Raw genomic sequence first — 18167 nt, forward strand, 5'->3', positions numbered from 1 at the left:
TTGAAAAAGTAGCCGATTCTAGCGTTTTAACATCGCGCGTATATCCGCCAATGCGCTATTGCCACGTACGGCTTTGACTTCGGTCGGGGTGTCGTCGTTGCCTTCCCACGCCAGGTCGTCCGGCGGCAGTTCATCGAGGAAACGGCTCGGCGCGCAGTCGATGATTTCGCCGTACTGTTTGCGCTTGGCGGCAAAGGTGAACGCCAGGGTCTGGCGTGCGCGGGTAATCCCGACGTAGGCCAAACGGCGTTCTTCTTCGATGGTGTCGGCTTCGATGCTGGAGCGGTGCGGGAGGATTTCCTCTTCCATGCCCATGATGAACACGTAGGGGAATTCCAGGCCCTTGGAGGCGTGCAAGGTCATCATCTGCACGCCTTCGGCGCCTTCTTCCTCTTCCTGCTGGCGTTCGAGCATGTCGCGCAAGACCAGCTTGCCGATTGCGTCTTCGACGGTCATTTCGCCGTCTTCGTCTTTTTCCAGGGTGTTCTTCAGCGCCTCGATCAGGAACCAGACGTTACCCATGCGGTAGTCGGCGGCCTTGTCGCTGGAGCTGTTGGTGCGCAGCCAGTTCTCGTAGTCGATGTCCATGACCATGCTGCGCAGGGCGGAGATCGGGTCTTCGCCGGCGCACTGCTCACGCACGCGGTCCATGAAGCGCTTGAAGCGTGCCAGGCGATCGGTGAAGCGGCTGTCCAGGTGCTCGCCCAGGCCGATTTCATCGGTCGCGGCATACATCGAGATCTTGCGTTCGGTCGCGTAGTTACCGAGCTTCTCCAGCGTGGTCGAACCGATTTCCCGGCGTGGGACGTTGATCACCCGCAGGAAGGCGTTGTCGTCATCCGGGTTCACGATCAGGCGGAAGTAGGCCATCAGGTCTTTGACTTCCTGACGTCCGAAGAAGCTGTTGCCACCGGAAAGACGATACGGAATCTGGTGGTGTTGCAGCTTCAGCTCGATCAGCTTGGCCTGGTAGTTACCACGGTAGAGGATTGCGAAATCGCTGTAGGGGCGGTCGGTGCGCAGGTGCAGGCTGAGGATTTCCACGGCCACGCGCTCGGCTTCGGCGTCTTCGTTGCGGCAGCGGATCACCCGGATCTCGTCGCCATGGCCCATCTCGCTCCACAGCTGTTTTTCAAACTCGTGGGGATTGTTCGAGATCAGCACGTTGGCACAGCGCAGGATGCGGCTGGTGGAGCGGTAGTTTTGCTCCAGCATCACCACTTTCAAGGACGGGTAGTCGTCCTTGAGCAGCATCAGGTTTTCCGGGCGGGCACCGCGCCAGGCGTAGATCGACTGGTCATCGTCGCCCACCACGGTGAACTGGTTTCGGGTGCCGATCAGCAATTTCACCAGCAGGTACTGGCTGGCGTTGGTGTCCTGGTATTCGTCCACCAGCAGGTAGCGGACTTTGTTCTGCCACTTTTCGAGAATGTCGGCGTGTTCCTGGAACAGCTTCACCGGCAGCAGGATCAGGTCGTCGAAATCCACTGCGTTGAACGCCTTGAGCGTGCGCTGATAGTGGGTGTAGACGATGGCGGCGGTCTGCTCCTTGGGGTTGCGGGCGTTTTCCAGGGCTTCAGGCGGCAGGATCAGGTCGTTCTTCCAGGCGCCGATCATGTTCTTGATCTCGTCGACGCCGTCGTCGCCCGAATATTCCTTTTGCATGATGTCGGTCATCAGGGCTTTGACGTCGGTCTCGTCGAAAATCGAGAAACCGGGTTTGTAGCCCAGCCGCACATGTTCCTTGCGGATGATGTTCAGCCCAAGGTTGTGGAACGTGCACACCGTCAGACCGCGTCCTTCACCACCCTTGAGCAATGTGCCGACCCGCTCCTTCATCTCGCGCGCGGCCTTGTTGGTAAAGGTCATGGCAACGATGTACTGGGCGCGAATGCCACAGCTCTGGATCAGGTGGGCGATTTTGCGGGTGATAACACTGGTCTTGCCGGAGCCAGCACCGGCGAGCACCAAAAGAGGGCCGCCGACGTAGCTCACGGCTTCTTGCTGCCGGGGATTGAGTCGGGACATGACGGAAAAGGGAGTCGTTTGCGAAAAGGGCGGGCATTTTAACAGGATGCACAGATTCTGCCGCCTCTCTCCGACTTGTGACGTACCACGCTATCTAAATTTGCCGGTTTTGTTACTTTCCCGCAGGATGCGTGCTGAATTGGCGACTACTAATGTTCGATTCACAGCGGTACAACGAAGTTTTTGATAATCAATATCATTGGTCGTTGTTTATCTGCGCGTCATAATGCCCGCCGCCAACATCTTTTGCAGAGTCTAGGGAGCTAGCTTGTCTACGCCTGTCGAACCCTTGCGTTTGCTGCTACTGGCCGAAGAGCCAGCGTGGGCAGCGTTGTTACGCGAGTGTCTGGCTCCTATGGGGAGCTCGGCTGTGCTGATCAGTGCACCGACCTGGGAGTCGGTGAGCAGCCTATTTGCTGACAACCGCACTGCGGTCCTGTTGACCAGTCCTGCACTCCAACCGGAGCCGGGCCGTTGCAACCTGCCGACGGTGCTGTTGCTCGAACATGAACCGTCCACCCCACCGGACGGTGTCAGCGACTGGCTGGTTCGCGATGCGCTGGATGTGGATACATTGCGCCGCAGCCTGCGCCATGTGCGTGAGCGCGGCGTGCTCGAAAACACCCTGCAGCGTCTCGCCGAGCAGGACCCGCTGACGGGCATTGCCAACCGCCAGGGGTTTCAGACCCTGCTGGCGGCGCGTCTGGCGGAGAACGACGGCCGTGGCCTGGCGCTGGGGCACCTCGACCTCGACAACTTTCGACACGCCAACGACGCCCTCGGCCACCAGGCCGGTGACCGGCTGATCCTGCAAGTGGTCTCGCGGCTCAAAAGCCAGCTTGAGGCGGGCGATCAGTTGGCGCGTTTGGGTAGCGACGAATTCGCCTTGCTCATCGACACCCGTCGCGCACCGCAACGCGCCGAATGGATAGCCGAACGCATCACCGAAGTCATGGCCGAACCCTACTGGGTCGACGGCGAGAGCCTGTTGATCGGTTGCAGCCTGGGCATCGCCCACGCACGTGCACAGGCGGGCGCCGACCCGCTGATGTGGCACGCGCATATCGCCATGCAGCAGGCCAAAAGCACCCAAGGCTGCACCTTTCATATCTTCAATGAACGCATCAACCGCAACGCGCGCAGCCTTGCCGATCTTGAAAGCGAACTGCGCCGGGCCTTGCGTCGCGATGAGCTGGAGTTGCATTACCAGCCGCGGCTGAACCTCGACGACGGGAAAATCGTCGGCCTCGAGGCCTTGGTGCGCTGGCGCCATGGCGAGCGCGGACTGCTGCCGCCGAGCGAGTTCGTGCCATTGGCCGAGCAGAGCGGTTTGATCGTGCCGTTGGGGTATTGGGTAATTTCCCGTGCCTTGCGCGACATGCAGGCGTTGCGCGAACGCGGTCTGCCGCCGTTGCACATGGCGGTCAACCTGTCGTTCCGGCAGTTCCAGGACAGTCAGTTGCTGTCGACGTTGAGCCGGCTGATTGCCGAGCGCGGTGTTGAAGCGCAGTGGCTGGAATTCGAACTGACGGAAACCGCCGTGATGCGCCGCAGCGATCTGGTCAAACAGACCATGGATGCTTTGGGGCGTCTGGGCGTGCGTTTCTCCCTGGACGATTTCGGCACCGGTTTTTCGTCATTCGTGCACCTCAACAGCCTGCCGATTGCCTTGTTGAAGATCGACAAAAGCTTTGTCGGTGGCATGGAGACGCGTGAGGAAAATCGCAAGCTGGTCCACGCGATGATCAACCTCGCCCACAACCTAAACCTGGAAGTGGTCGCCGAGGGCGTTGAAACCCTTGAACAGCTTGAGCTGCTGCGTGATTTTGGTTGTGATCAGGTGCAGGGTTACCTGATTAGCAAGCCGTTGCCACTGGCGGAGTTGGTTGAGTATCTGGAGTTCGGTTCCAGCCAACCGGCGCTGGAAGTGATGGTTTAGCCGATCTGTCATCTGGCACGAACCCTTGTGGGAGCGACCCTGCTCGCGATAGCGGAGTATCAGTCAGCATCAATGTTGCCTGCATGGCTTCATCGCGAGCAGTCGAGTGTCGACCGGCTGCTCCCACAGGAAACTCAGTCTGTCTGAACGACTTCGAAACCCGGCTGTGACAACGGCTCACGCCGGATCATCCGCTTCATCTTCCATTCGAACGCCAGCGTCAGGCTCACGGCCGAGCAGGCGAGCCCCAGTGCCAGACCCCACCAAACACCCGTCGGCCCCCAATGGAGATGGAAAGCCATCAACCATGCAGCCGGAGCGCCGATCAGCCAATAGCAGGCGAGGCCGACCAGAAAGGTAGTCTTGGCGTCCTTCAGGCCGCGAATACAGCCCATGGCGATAGTTTGCGTGCCGTCGAAAAACTCGAACCACGCCGCCACCATCAACAGGCTCACCGCAAGATTGATCACTTCGCGAAACGCCGGGTCGTTATGGTCCAGGAACAGTCCCACCAGTTGGTTCGGCATCAGCCAGAAGACCATGGCAAACCCGAGCATCGCCGCGCCACCAAAGGCAATCCCGACCCGCCCGGCCAAGCGCGCATCGAGCAGCTGCCCGGCGCCGTAGTGCTGGCCGATGCGCATGGTGATCGCATACGAAAGCCCCGCCGGAATCATGAACGCCACCGAGACGATTTGCAGGGCGATCTGATGCGCCGCCAATTGCGTACTGCCCATGGTGCCCATGCACAACGCGGCAAACGCAAACAGACCGACCTCTACCGCGTAGGTGCCGCCAATCGGCAAGCCCAGACGCCACAGCTCGCGCAAGTACTGGCGATTGGGCCGTGACAGGCCCTTGCGCAGTGGGTACGCGTCGTAAGCCGGGTGCCGGCGAATATGCCAGGCCAGGCCCAGCGCCATGCAGTTGGCGACGATGGCGGTGACCAGGCCGATCCCCATCAAACCCATTTTCGGCAGGCCGAACATGCCGGTGATCAACGCATAGTTGAGCAGGAAGTTGGCGACGGTCCCGACGAGGCTGATGACCATCACCGGCGTTGTCCGGCCAATGGCGCTGGTAAAACCGCGCAGGGCCATGAAGCTCAGGTAGCCGGGCAGGGCGAACGGCAGAATCAACAGGAACTGGCCGGCCGCGTGCACGTTGCTTTCGGTCTGGCCGAACAGCAGCAACACCGGTTTGAGGTTCCAGAGCAGCAGACCTGCCACGAGCGCCATCAACCACGCCAGCCAAAGCCCGGCCTGGGTCAGCCGGGCGGCGCCTTCGATGTCGCCAGCACCCTGCCGGATCGCCACCAGCGTGCCGACCGCCGCGATCACGCCAATGCAGAAAATCGATACGAACGAATAGCTCGCCGCGCCCAGACCGCCACCGGCCAAGGCTTCCGGGCTGAGCCGAGCCATCATCAAGGTATCGGTGAGGATCATCAGCATGTGCGCCAACTGCGAGGCAATCAGCGGCCCCGCCAGCCGCAGGATGGCCCAGAGTTCGGTACGTGCTGGATGCTGCATGATCATCACGCTCGTTTAGTCAGATAAATCGGGAAGGGTTGATTCTCGGCGCTCGCAAGCGTTTGCACAAAGGGATAAAAACGATTGCTCGCATGACTAAAACTCATGCTGGAGAGTTTCTGATAAGGTTCCGGGGTCGCGCTATAGGAGCTTTCCCAATGTCTCGTCGTCTTCCTCCGTTGTATGCCCTTCGCGCTTTCGAGGCCGCAGCGCGGCACAGTTCGTTTACCCGTGCTGCCGAAGAATTGTCGATCACCCAAAGCGCCGTCAGCCGACATGTGCGTACGCTGGAGGAGCATTTTGCCTGTCGGCTGTTTCAGCGCAGCGGACGCAATTTGCAACTGACCGAGGCCGCACGTTTGCTGCTGCCGGGTGTGCGTGAGGGCTTTGGTGCGCTGGAGCGGGCCTGCAATACCTTGCGCGCCGAAGATGACGTCTTGCGCATGAAAGCCCCTTCGACCCTGACCATGCGCTGGCTGTTGGCGCGACTCAGTCGTTTCCGGCATTTGCAGCCAGGTAACGAGGTGCAACTGACCAGCGCCTGGATGGACGTCGACTCGGTGGACTTCAATCACGAACCGTTCGATTGCGCGGTGTTGTTGAGCAACGGGCATTTTCCACCGGACTGGGAAGCCAGTTACCTTTTCCCGGAGCTGCTGATCCCGGTCGGCTCACCAAATCTGTTGAATGATCAGCCATGGGATGTCGAGCGGCTGGCCAGCACTGAATTGCTCCACCCGACTCCCGATCGACGTGACTGGCGCAGTTGGCTGGAGCGCATGGGCCTGTCAGAGCAGGTGTCGCTCAAGGGCGGGCAGGTGTTCGACACGCTGGAGCTGGGGATGATCGCCGCTGCCCGGGGTTATGGGGTATCGATGGGCGACTTGCTGATGGTGGCCGAAGATGTGGCTCAGGGGCGTTTGAGTTTACCGTGGCCGACCGCCGTTGCCAGCGGCCTGAATTATTACCTGGTCTGGCCGAAAACCCGCCCTGGCGGTGAACGTTTGCGCCGCCTCAGCGACTTCCTGCAAGGCGAAGTCCAGGCCATGGAGTTGCCGGATGTCGAGCGCCTCGACTGAATCGATCTAGCTGCCGCCATGGTGGCCATGAGCAATATCCTTGTGAGTCGCTCAAGTATTCATCCGCGCCGCCGAATCCTTGAAAGTGGAACCTTCGTTCTGAAAGGTTTCGTGCTTCCCTTATTACTGGATATTTTGCCGAGCCACGCGACGCGATCAGGATGATCCGGCTCCTCGGCCAGGAGCTGTCATGTCTCAACCTCGTGCCCGGATCGCCTCACAATTGGGGCTTGCCCTTGCCGTCATCCTCGCGGTCGTCATCAGTGGCAGCACGGTGTTCGCCCTGCGCTCGCTGGATTCTGCCAACCTCGACACGCGTGAAGAGCATCTGGCCAGTGAGGCGCGGTTGCTGGCCGACCAGTTGAGCACTTTCCACGGCACCCTGCGCGAAAGCACCCAGCGCCTGAGCGGGTTGTTTGAAAAGCGTTTCAGCGGCGGTTTGAGCGTGCACCCTGAGCAGCCGGTGACGGTGGCGGGCGTGCAGACACCGGGCCTGCATCTGGGCAACGAAGTGTTGAACAACAACTTCGACAAGGTCGATGAGTTCAAGCAAATGACTGCCGGCGTGGCGACGTTGTTCGTGCGCAGTGGCGAGGACTTCATTCGGGTCAGCACCTCGTTGAGCAAGCAGGACGGCACCCGCGCCATTGGCACGCTGCTCGACCATGCGCACCCGGCCTATCAGCGGCTGATGACGGGGCAGAGCTATGTCGGCCGGGCCTTGCTGTTCGATCGTTCCTACATGACGCAGTACACCCCCGTACGCGACAGCAGTGGCAAGGTGATCGCGGTGTTGTTCGTAGGATTTGATTACACCGACGCGCAGAGCGCGCAGTTCGACAACCTCAAACGCTTCCGCATCGGCCAGAGCGGTTCGCTGGCGCTGCTCGATGAGCAAAACAAATGGCTGGTGCCGCCGGCCGGCGTGCAGGCGCTGGACCAGGCGACTTCGACCATCGCCAGTTTAGCCAGGACGCCGGGGCAGGGCGCGTTCTGGAGCGACAAGTCCGAAGACTTCTACAGCGTTGCGGTGCCGTTCGAGGGTGGGCCATGGTCAGTGGTGGCGAGCATGCCGAAAAGCGAAATCCGCGCAGTGACCTGGAGCGTCGGTATCCGCCTGGCCATTGGCAGCCTGCTGGCGATGCTGCTGGCAGTGGGCGCGGCAGTCTGGCTGTTGCGCAGCAAACTGGCACCGCTGGGTGATCTGGTGCGGCAGGCCGAAGCCTTGGGCGCGGGTGATCTGAGCGTGCGTTTGAACGTGTCGAGCCAGGATGAAATCGGTCAACTGGCGCGCAGCTTCAATCAGATGAGCCAGGCTCTATCGACCATGGTCGAGCACATCCGCAAGGCCTCGGAGGAGGTCAACAGTCGCGCCCAGGCATTGTCCGGGTTATCGGGCGGTGCGTATGAAGGGATGGAACAGCAGTCCGGTGAAATCACCAGCATGGCCGGCGCTGTGGAAGAGTTCAGTGCGACCTCGCTGAACATCGCTGACAACATGGGCAACACCGAGCGTCTGGCTCAGGAAAACGCCCAGCAAACGCGGATCGGTCGTACCTCGATGGAAGAAGCCTCTTCTTCCCTTGAGCAGATTGCCAGTGCTCTCAATAGCACCGCGACGGTGATCAACACTCTGGGTCAGCGCTCCCAGGAAATTGGCGGCATTGTCGGGGTGATTACTGCGATTGCCGATCAAACCAATTTACTGGCGCTCAACGCCGCCATCGAAGCCGCGCGTGCCGGCGAACAGGGCCGTGGTTTTGCGGTGGTGGCAGACGAAGTGCGCAACCTGGCCTCGCGCACTCGCGAAGCGACTGACGAGATTTCCGGGATGATCCAAAGCATCCAGCAGGAAACCGGCAACGCCATCAGCACCATGGAGCAAGGCAACCTGCTGATGCGCGAAGGCCTGACACGCAACGCCAATGTTGCGTCGGCGCTGGCACGGATCGACGAACAAAGCCGCTCGGCCGGCCAGCAATTTGCTGCGATCACCACCGCCACCCAGGAGCAGAGCAGCACCGCGACCTTGCTTAGCAGCAACCTGCAAAGCATCGCCATGGCCAACAGCGAGCAGCGTGAAGTGGTGTCGAACCTGGCGATCACCGCCAAGGAGCTGGAGAAACTGGCGGCGGATTTGCGGCATGAGGTTGATCGTTTTCGCTGAGGTACCTCTGGAATTGCCATCGCTGGCAAGCCTGTTGTTGGCGATTGAATCCGGCGACTGAGGTTTGCGGGAGTTGCGCTGTTTTTATGCTTGCTGAAACGTTTCATCAGCGCTATAAAAACGGCACAACTCCAAGAAAGGTTTTCCCCATGACCCCGCTCAAACTGCTCGTCACTCTCGGCGCAATGACCGCTGCCTCCCACGTCATGGCCTGGGATTACGTGCTGCTCGATACCGACAAGGCTGCCCAGAACCAGCAAATCACCAGCCAACAGCTCGGTGTGAAGACCGACAAACCGTTCTCCGTGACCCTGCGCACCCTGCACGGCGGTCGGCAGGAGGGCGTCAGCATTGTTGACATTGATAACGGCACGATGAAACTCTCGGTGGTGCCGACCCGTGGGATGAACGTCCTGCAGGCATCGGTAGGCAATGTGCGTATGGGGTGGGATTCGCCGGTCAAGGACGTGGTCAATCCGTCCTTTATCGAACTCAACGGGCGTGGCGGATTGGGCTGGCTCGAAGGCTTCAATGAACTGGTCACCCGCTGTGGCTACGAATGGGTTGGCCACCCCGGCATGGACAACGGCGAACTGCTGACCCTGCATGGTCGCGCCGCGAACATTCCAGCCAGTAAAGTCACGCTGCACATCGATGAAAAACCGCCTTACGCCATCAGCCTGCGCGGTGAGTTGAAAGAGCAGGCGTTCAAGAAAGTCGACTTCTCGGTGAGCACCGAACTGGTCACCGAACCCGGCAGCGTACGCTTCGCCCTCAACGACACCCTGACCAACAACGGCGACTATCCGAAGGAATACCAGGCGCTCTACCACAGCAACTTCAGCACTCCATTCCTGGAGCAGGGCGCCCGCTTCGCTGCGCCGGTGAAACAGGTGTCACCGTTCAACGACAAGGCCAAAGGGGATTTGCCCGACTGGCAAACCTACCGCGCGCCGACCAAGGACTACGACGAAACCGTCTACAACGTCGTGCCGTATGCCGATACCAAGGGCGACACGCTGACCGTGCTGCACAACAAGGCGGGCAGCCTCGGGGTGTCGGTTGGCTTCAATACCAAGCAATTGCCAGTGTTCTCCCTGTGGAAAAACACCGATACCCAAGGCCAGGGCTATGTCACGGGGCTGGAGCCGGGGACGAGTTTTTCCTACAACCGCCGGTATCAGCGGCCACTGAACCTGGTGCCGACGATTGCGGCCAAGGAGCAGAAACAGTTCCAGATCAGCTACAGCTTGCTGGCGGATAAGGTGGCTGTGGATAAAGCGTTGGCGCAGGTGAGTGAGATTCAGGCTGGACGAGAGACTGAGGTGAGGCAAACACCGTTGGTGGATCTCACCAAGGAATAAGCTCGACTAGTTTGCGCTCGGTCGATACTGCAGCGCTTCGGCCAGATGCTCGCGGGTGATGCCATCGACTTGTTCAAGGTCCGCCAGGGTGCGCGCTACCTTGAGCAGTCGGTGTGCCGCTCGTAGCGACAAGGTCAATCGCTCGCACGCGGATTCCAACCAGTGTTCGTCGGTTGTGGATAACGTGCAGTGTCGGCGCAGGCCGGGTAAATCGAGGAAAGCATTGGCGCAGCCTTGGCGTTTGTATTGTCGCTCCCTTGCGTCCGCGACCAGAGCAGCGGCGGTTACGGTGTCATCGCCGGGTTTTGCTGCCGGATTCAACGCTGTGACTTCGCGGGCAACCGTCAGGTGCAGATCAATACGGTCCAGCAGTGGCCCCGACAGTTTGTTGCGATAACGCTGGATCTGGTCCGGTGAGCAGCAACAACGGCCGCTCGGCTCGCCAAGATATCCACAGGGGCACGGATTCATGGCGGCCACCAGTTGAAAGCGCGCAGGAAAACGCACGCGGTCACGGGCCCGGGAAATCACGATGCACCCCGATTCCAGCGGTTCTCTCAGCACCTCCAGCACCTTGCGATCAAACTCCGGCAGCTCATCGAGGAACAGGACGCCGTGGTGGGCGAGGGTGATTTCGCCGGGCTGCGGTTTTGAGCCTCCGCCCACCAGTGCCGGGCCGGACGCCGAATGGTGTGGCTGGCGGAAAGGTCGTTGCGGCCAATGGCTCAACGGCACACAACTGGCGACCGATTGAATCGCCGCGACTTCCAGCGCTTCACTCTCGGCCAGTGGCGGCAGCAGCCCGGGCAAACGACTCGCCAGAAGGGTTTTCCCCGTCCCCGGTGGCCCGCTGAACAACAGGTTATGAGCCCCCGCAGCAGCAATCAGCAATGCACGTTTGGCCGCGATCTGGCCCTGCACTTCATTCAAGTCCGGATAAGGTTTGCTGGCATAGAGCAAGCCATTGGAAACAAACGGTTCTACGGGTGTGTGGCCATTGAAGTGCGCGACCGCCTCCAGCAGATGATCCACCGCAATGACCTTCAGTCCTGACGCCAGGCACGCTTCCTCGGCATTTGCCCGCGGCACCATCAGCGATCGTCCAGCCTTGCGCGCCGCCAGTGCCGCCGGCAACACACCACGGACCGCCCGCACTTCGCCTGACAGCGCCAACTCACCCAGACACTCGACGTCATCCAGCGTCAAAGTCGGCACCTGCACACTGGCAGCCAGAATCCCCAAGGCGATCGCCAGATCGAAGCGCCCGCCGTCCTTCGGTAAATCGGCCGGGGCGAGATTCAAGGTGATACGTCGCGCCGGAAATTGCAGCCCGGAATTGATGATCGCACTGCGCACCCGATCCTTGCTTTCCTTCACCGCTGCTTCCGGCAACCCCACCATCGTCAGCGATGGCAGGCCGTTGGCCAAATGGACTTCTACGGTAACGGCGGGCGCTTCCACACCGATCTGGGCGCGGCTATGGACGATGGCCAGAGACATGATCATTCCTTGAGCTGACGAGAACCGCTTCCTGCGGTTTTTTTGAAGGGTAGTTGCGACGTAGTGGTTTAGCGCGGCGGCTGAGGAGCGAAACCTTCGCAGGATGTTGCGGATGTCGATGTATAGAGTGCGAGAACGAAAAAACCGCCATTTAGACTGATGCCTGTCAGTTAAGCCGTAACGCGATCCGTAGCAGCTGCCGAAGGCTGCGTTCGGCTGCGAAGCAGTCGTAAAATCTCGCTATGCGGTCTTTCAGATTAACCGTGCAAGCAGGATCTACGAGTGCTGCACACTCGAACGCAGCCTTCGGCAGCTGCTACAGGTCTTACGCCGCGCCCTGAATCTCGTAACTGACTGGCATTAGCCATTTAGGCGGCGAGCCACCCAGATGTTCATTAAAGCGACTGAACCACCCGTGAAGCGCGTTTCCACCACGGGGCATTGACCATACTTCGTGGTCGTTCCCCCTCCGGCAACATATGTGAAACATCCTGCAGCCGGATCCACGGCTGGTTGTTCCAGTGCAGCAAGCTCAGCGACATTTCCGGCCAGTTCAGCAGGCTCAGTATCGGGCGTTCGGCTGTGGCAGGTTGCTGGGCGTCTCTAAGGGCTGGAACCACGTCGTGGGTCAGCCATTCCCGTAGGCCCCGGTATTCGGGGCAGTAGTGATAAACCAGCAGCGCGTAAACGCCGGATTCGCTGATCAGCAACGTATGTTCGATGCAGCCGTGGATGTGCATTGTCGCGGTTTGGTATTGATCAGGATCGAGTTTGCGTAGCGCGCGTTCGTCGAGGAACAGCCGAAGCAATCGACCGAGGTCGCGGGCACTGAACCAAGGCTGGTTTTCCAGCAGCAGGGCGTGGAGGTGGAGTTTGTGGCGGGTGAAGATGTGAGGGATCAGATAATTTTCATCCATGGTGCAGTACCCAAGTTCGCTTGAGGGAAACTGCCACTGATCGTCGCCAAACAATAAGGGTGGCAGCTGTGCGCGGGTTGGCGAACCGGTGCAAGCGAATACCGGCAGACCCGAAGATCTCCCACACACAGCCGCCATAATTTGAGTCGGGAAAGAAGTGCCCGATATCAGATGTGGTCGCGGTGCATCGCAAGCTTTCCGGGTCGCCAAACCCAGTGCTGAATATTCAGCTGAGTTGAGCTTAGAAACCGGGGCTTGGCGGCGCAATCGGAAAGCGGTGGTGTTTTTGTAGGACTCAGCCTGGAAGTAGAGCTGAATCCAGAAATAGCAGGAGGGTCGTGCCGACCCTAATCGCGAGCAGGCTCGCTCCCACAGGGGGTTGTGGGTTATTCGGCGGGTGGATTCAACTTTGCTTCCAGCTCGGCGACTTTTGCCTCAAGGCTCTCAAGGCGTGCCCGGGTGCGCGCCAGGACGACCATCTGGCTGTCGAATTCTTCCCGGCTCACCAGGTCCAGTTTGCTGAAGCCGCTTTGCAGCAGGGCTTTGAACTGGCTTTCGATTTCGCTTTTTGGCAGCGGGGTTTCGCCGCTGAACAGACGGGAGGCCGTGCCGCTCAGGGCATCGAGGAAGTCTTTGGGTGCGAGCATGAGAAATGTCCTGGAAACAATGGCGGGCAGTGTATCACGCAGTGTCTATAGTCATTGGCGCAGGCATGAGTGCACGCTTTTCGCGCATGTTGCCGGGCGTTCGCGCACTGTTGTTGTGCGTATCGCCGGCAGTGATGGGGCATTGGCGCCTGCAGCAGCCGCCAAGGGATTGAAATCAATGGTTTTTCACGAGATGGCAAGCTTTCTGCTTAGTCCCTCGTGACCCATGCACTGATGCAGTCGCTGTGACGAATGCAGTGTGGCAGGCGGAGCGGGGAGTTTCGTCAGGAGCGGTTAACTGGGGTCAGTCGGAGAGTAGGGCCGACGATGCGTTACAAAGCCAGGCACTGCGCTTAGACTTGAGTCGGGTTTGTTTTCCTGGGGCAAGTCCACCAATTCGGGAGAGAGTTTTCATGAAGCTAGTCACTGCCATCATCAAGCCGTTCAAACTGGACGATGTACGCGAGTCGTTGTCCGAGATCGGCGTGCAGGGCATTACCGTCACTGAGGTCAAAGGCTTCGGTCGGCAGAAGGGTCACACCGAGCTGTATCGCGGCGCGGAATACGTGGTCGATTTCCTGCCCAAGGTGAAGATCGATGTCGCTATTGACGACAAGGATCTGGACCGGGTTATCGAGGCGATAACCAAGGCGGCCAACACCGGCAAGATTGGTGACGGCAAGATCTTCGTGGTCAATCTGGAACAGGCTATTCGCATCCGTACCGGCGAAACCGATACCGACGCAATCTAAGCCGCCAAACCCAACGCCCCAGGAGAAAACAAAATGACTCTGCGTAAATTCGCAGGGCTAGGAGCCCTGTTGTCCATCGTAATGCCTGGCCTGGCCATGGCGGCAGATCCGGTGGCTCCTCCAGTCCTCAATTCCGGCGATACCGCCTGGATGTTGACCTCTACTGCCCTCGTGCTGTTCATGACCATTCCAGGCCTCGCGCTGTTCTATGGCGGCATGGTTCGTTCCAAAAACGTTCTTTCGTTGATGATGCAGTGCTTCGCCATTACCGGCCTGGTCACCATCCTGTGGTTCCTTTACGGCTACAGCATGGCGTTTGACACCACGGGTATGGAAGTCAACGTCGTCAACCTCAATTCCTTTGTCGGCAGCTTCGCCAAGGCGTTCCTTGCTGGCATTACGCCTGCCAGTATTACCGGCCCTACGGCGCTGTTCCCCGAGGCGGTGTTTGTCACCTATCAGATGACCTTCGCCATCATCACCCCGGCGCTGATCGTCGGTGCCTTCGCCGAGCGGATGAAGTTCTCCGCAATGCTGGTGTTCATGGGCATCTGGTTCACCGTGGTTTACGCGCCGATCGCACACATGGTCTGGAGCGGTCCGGGTTCGCTGTTGGGCGACTGGGGCGTGCTCGACTTCGCGGGCGGCACCGTGGTCCACATCAACGCCGGTGTCGCAGGTCTGGTGGCGTGCCTGGTACTGGGCAAGCGCAAAGGCTTCCCGACCACTCCGATGGCTCCGCACAACCTCGGTTACACCCTGATGGGCGCCGCGATGTTGTGGGTGGGCTGGTTCGGTTTCAACGCAGGTTCCGCCGCAGCGGCCAACGGCACTGCCGGTATGGCCATGCTGGTAACTCAGATTGCTACCGCCGCAGCGGCCCTGGGCTGGATGTTCGCCGAGTGGCTGACCCACGGCAAACCTAGCGCACTGGGTATTGCTTCGGGCGTGGTTGCCGGTCTGGTTGCGATCACTCCGGCTGCGGGCACCGTTGGCCCGATGGGTTCGATGATCATCGGTCTGGCAGCGGGTGTGGTGTGCTTCTTCTGCGCCACGACCCTGAAACGCAAACTGGGTTACGACGACTCCCTCGACGCCTTCGGCGTGCACGGCATCGGCGGTATCCTCGGCGCGATCCTCACGGGTGTATTCGCGGCTCCGTCGCTGGGTGGCTTCGGCACCGTGACCGACATCGCGGCACAAGTCTGGATTCAGTGCAAAGGCGTGGGTTTCACGGTGATCTACACCGCGATCGCCACGTTCATCATCCTCAAGGTGCTCGACGCTGTCATGGGGCTGCGCATCACCGAGGAAGAGGAGTCTGTGGGTATCGATCTGGCACTTCACAACGAGCGCGGCTACAACATGTAAGCAAGCGCATAAAAATTTGCCCGGCTTGCCGGGCATTTTTTTGTCTGGGATTTGTCTCTGAAAGTACGGCTGAAAGGTTTTTTCGTACGCGTTTAGTGGTGTTTGTGGCGAGCGTTTTTCCGCGGCCAATGGCTTACATGATTGAAGGAATATTAGGGCCTTTGTTTTTTCCCAGAGCGCGCTAGAATGCGCCCCGAACGTGCGGAGAACTGTATGTGGCAACAGACTCTGATAACCCTGCGGGCACGGCCCCGGGGCTTTCATCTGGTAACGGACGAGTTACTCGCCGGCCTGCCTGAACTCCAGGCATGTCGGGTCGGTCTGTTGCATTTGTGGCTGCAGCACACCTCGGCGTCGTTGACCATCAACGAGAACGCCGATCCGGCGGTACGTCGCGACTTCGAACGGTTTTTCAATCGGCTGATCCCACAAGGAACAGCTGGCTATGAGCATAACGACGAAGGCCTGGACGACCTCCCGGCGCACTTCAAGGCCAGTTTGCTAGGCTGTCAGTTGAGTTTGCCGATAAGGGCGGGCCGATTGGCGTTAGGTAGCTGGCAAGGTGTTTATCTGGGCGAGCACCGCGATCATGGCGGTGCTCGCAAAGTCCTCGCCACCGTGCACGGTGAAGGGGCATAAACCGCTGGTTACCAGTGGATGTTGATTTTTTTCCGGCGGTCGTCGACAGACGACAAAGCTGGGCTATAACTAATCTGCTTTTCGCAAGTCATGAGGTAGAACATGAGCGACGATGATCTGGAAAACGACGACCTCGAAGTAGGCGACGAAGACGAGACCGAAGAAGGCCTGGAAGCAGCGGCGGAAGACGTTGCTGACGACGATGTCGGTGATGACACGCCGGTCCCGACGGCCAAAGGCAAGGCCAAGGCTGCGGTGTCGGTAGACGAGCTGCCGAGTGTCGAGGCCAAGAACAAAGAGCGTGATGCTCTGGCGCGCGCGATGGAAGAGTTCCTTGCCAAAGGCGGCAAGGTTCAGGAAGTCGAGGCCAACGTAGTGGCTGATCCGCCAAAGAAGCCTGATAACAAGTACGGCAGCCGGCCTATCTAAGCGCCTGCTACGTGCTTGCTGAAAAAGCCCGCCGTCGCTGCGGGCTTTTTCATGGGTGAAACAAAAGCCTGGGAATTGCGGTGATCCCCCGTGGGAGCGGGCTTGCTCGCGAAAGCGGACTGTCAGCCGACATCAATTCTGAATGTTATGCCCTCATCGCGAGCAGGCTCGCTCCCACAAGGTTGGTGTGTCATTCAAGGTCGGTGTTGGCTGTTCCACCGCGCCAACAGTGCCGGCAACTCGGTCAAACTGCGAATCTCGGCATCGGGCGCCTTGTCGGCTTCCCAGGCTTTACCGGCCGGGTTGAACCAGATCGCCCGCAATCCCGCCTGCTGAGCGCCGGCAATGTCATCGCCCGGATGATCGCCGATATGCACGGCGGCCTCTGCTGTTACATCGCCGCGTTTCAAGGCTTCGTGGAACAGTCGGGCATCGGGTTTGGCGATGCCGATATCTTCTGCGCACAAGATGAACTTGAAGTAATCCGCCAGCCCTAGCCGGCGCACATCCGCATTGCCGTTGGTGACCACGCCCAAGGCGTAGTGATTGGCCAGAACCTCCAGCGTCGGTTGCACCTCGGGGAAGATTTCCAGTTGATGCCGTGCATGCAAAAACACTTCGAAGCCCTGATCGGCCAGCTCGTTGGCCTGCTCATGGGCGTAACCGGCTTCTTCCAGTGCGTGAAACAGCACCCGGCGGCGCAGGGCGCTGATGCGGTGCTTGAGGCTTGGATCTTGACTCAATACCCGCTCACGAATCGTCCACAAATGATCGACCGGCAAGGCACCGAGGTTCGGCGTGTGCTCGGCCAGCCACTGGCGCAGCACTGCTTCAGCGCTGTCGATCACCGGGGCGGTGTCCCACAGGGTGTCGTCGAGGTCGAAGGTGATCAGTTGGATTGTCATTGCTCATCGCCTTTGATGCGTTTGGCCCGTGGATGGGCGCTGTCGTAGACCGAGGCCAGGTGCTGGAAGTCCAGGTGGGTGTAGATCTGCGTGGTTTTGATGTCTGCGTGGCCGAGTAATTCCTGCACCGCACGCAAGTCTTGCGAGGACTCCAGTAAGTGGCTGGCGAAGGAGTGTCGCAACATATGTGGGTGCAGGTTTTGCCCCAGTTCACGTTCGCCGACGGCTTTGACCCGTGCCTGAACCGCCCGTGAGCCGAGGCGCCGGCCTTTCTGGCTGACGAATACCGCATCGTCTACCGGGTTCGCCATGGCGCGCAGCGGCAACCACAGTTCCAGGGCTTCGCGGGCCTTCTTGCCGACGGGCAGCACGCGGGTCTTGCTGCCCTTGCCGAGTACTTGCACCAGGCCGTCCGCCAGGTCGAGCTGTTCAAGGTTGAGCCCGGTCAGCTCCGACAGACGTAAACCGGACGAGTAAAACAGCTCGAGAATCGCCTGGTCGCGGCGCGCCATGAAGTCGTCTTCCACGGCGCCATCAAGCAGTTGCAGCGCACGGTCGGTGTCGAGGGTTTTCGGCAGGCGGCGCTCGCCCTTGGGGGGCGCCAGGCCGTTGGCCGGGTCGTGGTCGCAGAGGCCTTCGCGGTTCAGGTAGTGATAGAGCCCGCGTACCGCCGACAGCAGCCGCGCCAGGCTGCGCGAGGATTGCCCTTGCGAGTGCAGGCGGGCGATCAGGCTGCGCAGGCGCTGGATGTCCAGCGCGGTCCAGCTGCCGATGTTCTGTTTTTTGCAGTGCGCCAGGACCTTGTTCAGGTCGCGCCGATAGGCTTCCAGCGTGTGAGACGACACCTGACGCTCACTGCGCAGGTGCTCGCAGTAGGCGTCCAGTTGTCGTTCCATGG

General features: G+C 59.9%; 15 protein-coding genes. 8 read left to right on the forward strand and 7 right to left on the reverse strand.

What is annotated here, in order from left to right; translation table 11 throughout:
* Window positions 1–18: 18 nt before the first annotated feature.
* Window positions 19–2028 carry a DNA helicase Rep gene (rep, locus tag AC1DHT_RS00375; protein WP_429538823.1) on the reverse strand — a complete coding sequence of 670 codons (2010 nt, stop codon included), beginning with the start codon at window positions 2026–2028 and terminating at the stop codon, window positions 19–21.
* A gap of 268 nt (window positions 2029–2296) precedes the next feature.
* Here rep and AC1DHT_RS00380 point away from each other — a divergent pair, with 268 nt between their 5' ends.
* Window positions 2297–3967 carry a putative bifunctional diguanylate cyclase/phosphodiesterase gene (locus AC1DHT_RS00380; RefSeq protein ID WP_427538913.1) on the forward strand — a complete coding sequence of 557 codons (1671 nt, stop codon included), beginning with the start codon at window positions 2297–2299 and terminating at the stop codon, window positions 3965–3967.
* A 134-nt stretch (window positions 3968–4101) separates the two neighbouring features.
* Here the strand turns inward: AC1DHT_RS00380 and AC1DHT_RS00385 are convergent, their stop codons facing one another.
* Window positions 4102–5499 carry a NorM family multidrug efflux MATE transporter gene (locus tag AC1DHT_RS00385; RefSeq protein WP_427538911.1) on the reverse strand — a complete coding sequence of 466 codons (1398 nt, stop codon included), beginning with the start codon at window positions 5497–5499 and terminating at the stop codon, window positions 4102–4104.
* Between the two features lie 158 nt (window positions 5500–5657).
* Here AC1DHT_RS00385 and AC1DHT_RS00390 point away from each other — a divergent pair, with 158 nt between their 5' ends.
* The 3 genes from AC1DHT_RS00390 to AC1DHT_RS00400 all read left to right on the forward strand — a co-directional run bounded on the left by AC1DHT_RS00390 (window position 5658) and on the right by AC1DHT_RS00400 (window position 10109).
* Entirely contained in the window at window positions 5658–6578 is a 921-nt protein-coding gene (locus AC1DHT_RS00390) for a LysR substrate-binding domain-containing protein (RefSeq protein ID WP_427538908.1), read from the forward strand.
* Window positions 6579–6768: 190 nt separating this feature from the next.
* A complete protein-coding gene (locus AC1DHT_RS00395; protein ID WP_427538905.1) occupies window positions 6769–8745 on the forward strand; it encodes a methyl-accepting chemotaxis protein in 1977 nt (658 codons plus the stop codon).
* 149 nt (window positions 8746–8894) lie between these two features.
* Window positions 8895–10109, forward strand: a complete 1215-nt coding sequence (locus tag AC1DHT_RS00400) for an aldose 1-epimerase family protein (protein ID WP_427538902.1) — start codon at window positions 8895–8897, stop codon at window positions 10107–10109.
* Window positions 10110–10115: 6 nt separating this feature from the next.
* Here the strand turns inward: AC1DHT_RS00400 and AC1DHT_RS00405 are convergent, their stop codons facing one another.
* The 3 genes from AC1DHT_RS00405 to AC1DHT_RS00415 form a co-directional block, all read right to left on the reverse strand.
* Window positions 10116–11729, reverse strand: a complete 1614-nt coding sequence (locus AC1DHT_RS00405; RefSeq protein WP_442114416.1) for a YifB family Mg chelatase-like AAA ATPase — start codon at window positions 11727–11729, stop codon at window positions 10116–10118.
* A gap of 275 nt (window positions 11730–12004) precedes the next feature.
* Complete coding sequence (locus AC1DHT_RS00410; protein ID WP_427538863.1) at window positions 12005–12526, reverse strand: BRO-N domain-containing protein; 522 nt, start codon at window positions 12524–12526, stop codon at window positions 12005–12007.
* Window positions 12527–12912: 386 nt separating this feature from the next.
* Entirely contained in the window at window positions 12913–13173 is a 261-nt protein-coding gene (locus tag AC1DHT_RS00415; RefSeq protein WP_010465113.1) for an accessory factor UbiK family protein, read from the reverse strand.
* 413 nt (window positions 13174–13586) lie between these two features.
* Between AC1DHT_RS00415 and glnK the strand changes: the two genes are divergently transcribed.
* From glnK to sutA, 4 genes are all read left to right on the forward strand, one after another.
* Window positions 13587–13925: a P-II family nitrogen regulator gene (glnK, locus tag AC1DHT_RS00420; protein ID WP_002555808.1), complete on the forward strand. Its 339-nt coding sequence runs from the start codon at window positions 13587–13589 to the stop codon at window positions 13923–13925.
* 33 nt (window positions 13926–13958) lie between these two features.
* Complete coding sequence (locus tag AC1DHT_RS00425; RefSeq protein WP_427529658.1) at window positions 13959–15296, forward strand: ammonium transporter; 1338 nt, start codon at window positions 13959–13961, stop codon at window positions 15294–15296.
* 213 nt (window positions 15297–15509) lie between these two features.
* Complete coding sequence (locus AC1DHT_RS00430; protein WP_427529659.1) at window positions 15510–15935, forward strand: secondary thiamine-phosphate synthase enzyme YjbQ; 426 nt, start codon at window positions 15510–15512, stop codon at window positions 15933–15935.
* A gap of 102 nt (window positions 15936–16037) precedes the next feature.
* On the forward strand, window positions 16038–16364 hold the full coding sequence (gene sutA, locus AC1DHT_RS00435) for a transcriptional regulator SutA (RefSeq protein ID WP_427529661.1): 327 nt from the start codon (window positions 16038–16040) through the stop codon (window positions 16362–16364).
* Between the two features lie 194 nt (window positions 16365–16558).
* Here sutA and AC1DHT_RS00440 read toward each other — a convergent pair whose 3' ends face one another.
* Window positions 16559–17269, reverse strand: a complete 711-nt coding sequence (locus AC1DHT_RS00440; protein ID WP_427538856.1) for an HAD family hydrolase — start codon at window positions 17267–17269, stop codon at window positions 16559–16561.
* Entirely contained in the window at window positions 17266–18165 is a 900-nt protein-coding gene (xerC, locus tag AC1DHT_RS00445; protein ID WP_054594619.1) for a tyrosine recombinase XerC, read from the reverse strand. The genes AC1DHT_RS00440 and xerC overlap by 4 nt, the downstream gene beginning before the upstream one ends.
* Window positions 18166–18167 lie beyond the last annotated feature (2 nt).

The organism is Pseudomonas sp. 05N432 (genome assembly GCF_056396945.1).

Coding starts and splice junctions, on each gene's coding strand:
- rep (WP_429538823.1), bottom strand. CDS start 2,028: ATGTCCCGACTCAATCCCCGGCAGCAAGAAGCCGTGAGCTACGTCGGC.
- AC1DHT_RS00385 (WP_427538911.1), bottom strand. CDS start 5,499: ATGCAGCATCCAGCACGTACCGAACTCTGGGCCATCCTGCGGCTGGCG.
- AC1DHT_RS00390 (WP_427538908.1), top strand. CDS start 5,658: ATGTCTCGTCGTCTTCCTCCGTTGTATGCCCTTCGCGCTTTCGAGGCC.
- AC1DHT_RS00395 (WP_427538905.1), top strand. CDS start 6,769: ATGTCTCAACCTCGTGCCCGGATCGCCTCACAATTGGGGCTTGCCCTT.
- AC1DHT_RS00400 (WP_427538902.1), top strand. CDS start 8,895: ATGACCCCGCTCAAACTGCTCGTCACTCTCGGCGCAATGACCGCTGCC.
- AC1DHT_RS00410 (WP_427538863.1), bottom strand. CDS start 12,526: ATGGATGAAAATTATCTGATCCCTCACATCTTCACCCGCCACAAACTC.
- AC1DHT_RS00415 (WP_010465113.1), bottom strand. CDS start 13,173: ATGCTCGCACCCAAAGACTTCCTCGATGCCCTGAGCGGCACGGCCTCC.
- glnK (WP_002555808.1), top strand. CDS start 13,587: ATGAAGCTAGTCACTGCCATCATCAAGCCGTTCAAACTGGACGATGTA.
- AC1DHT_RS00425 (WP_427529658.1), top strand. CDS start 13,959: ATGACTCTGCGTAAATTCGCAGGGCTAGGAGCCCTGTTGTCCATCGTA.
- AC1DHT_RS00430 (WP_427529659.1), top strand. CDS start 15,510: ATGTGGCAACAGACTCTGATAACCCTGCGGGCACGGCCCCGGGGCTTT.
- sutA (WP_427529661.1), top strand. CDS start 16,038: ATGAGCGACGATGATCTGGAAAACGACGACCTCGAAGTAGGCGACGAA.
- AC1DHT_RS00440 (WP_427538856.1), bottom strand. CDS start 17,269: ATGACAATCCAACTGATCACCTTCGACCTCGACGACACCCTGTGGGAC.
- xerC (WP_054594619.1), bottom strand. CDS start 18,165: ATGGAACGACAACTGGACGCCTACTGCGAGCACCTGCGCAGTGAGCGT.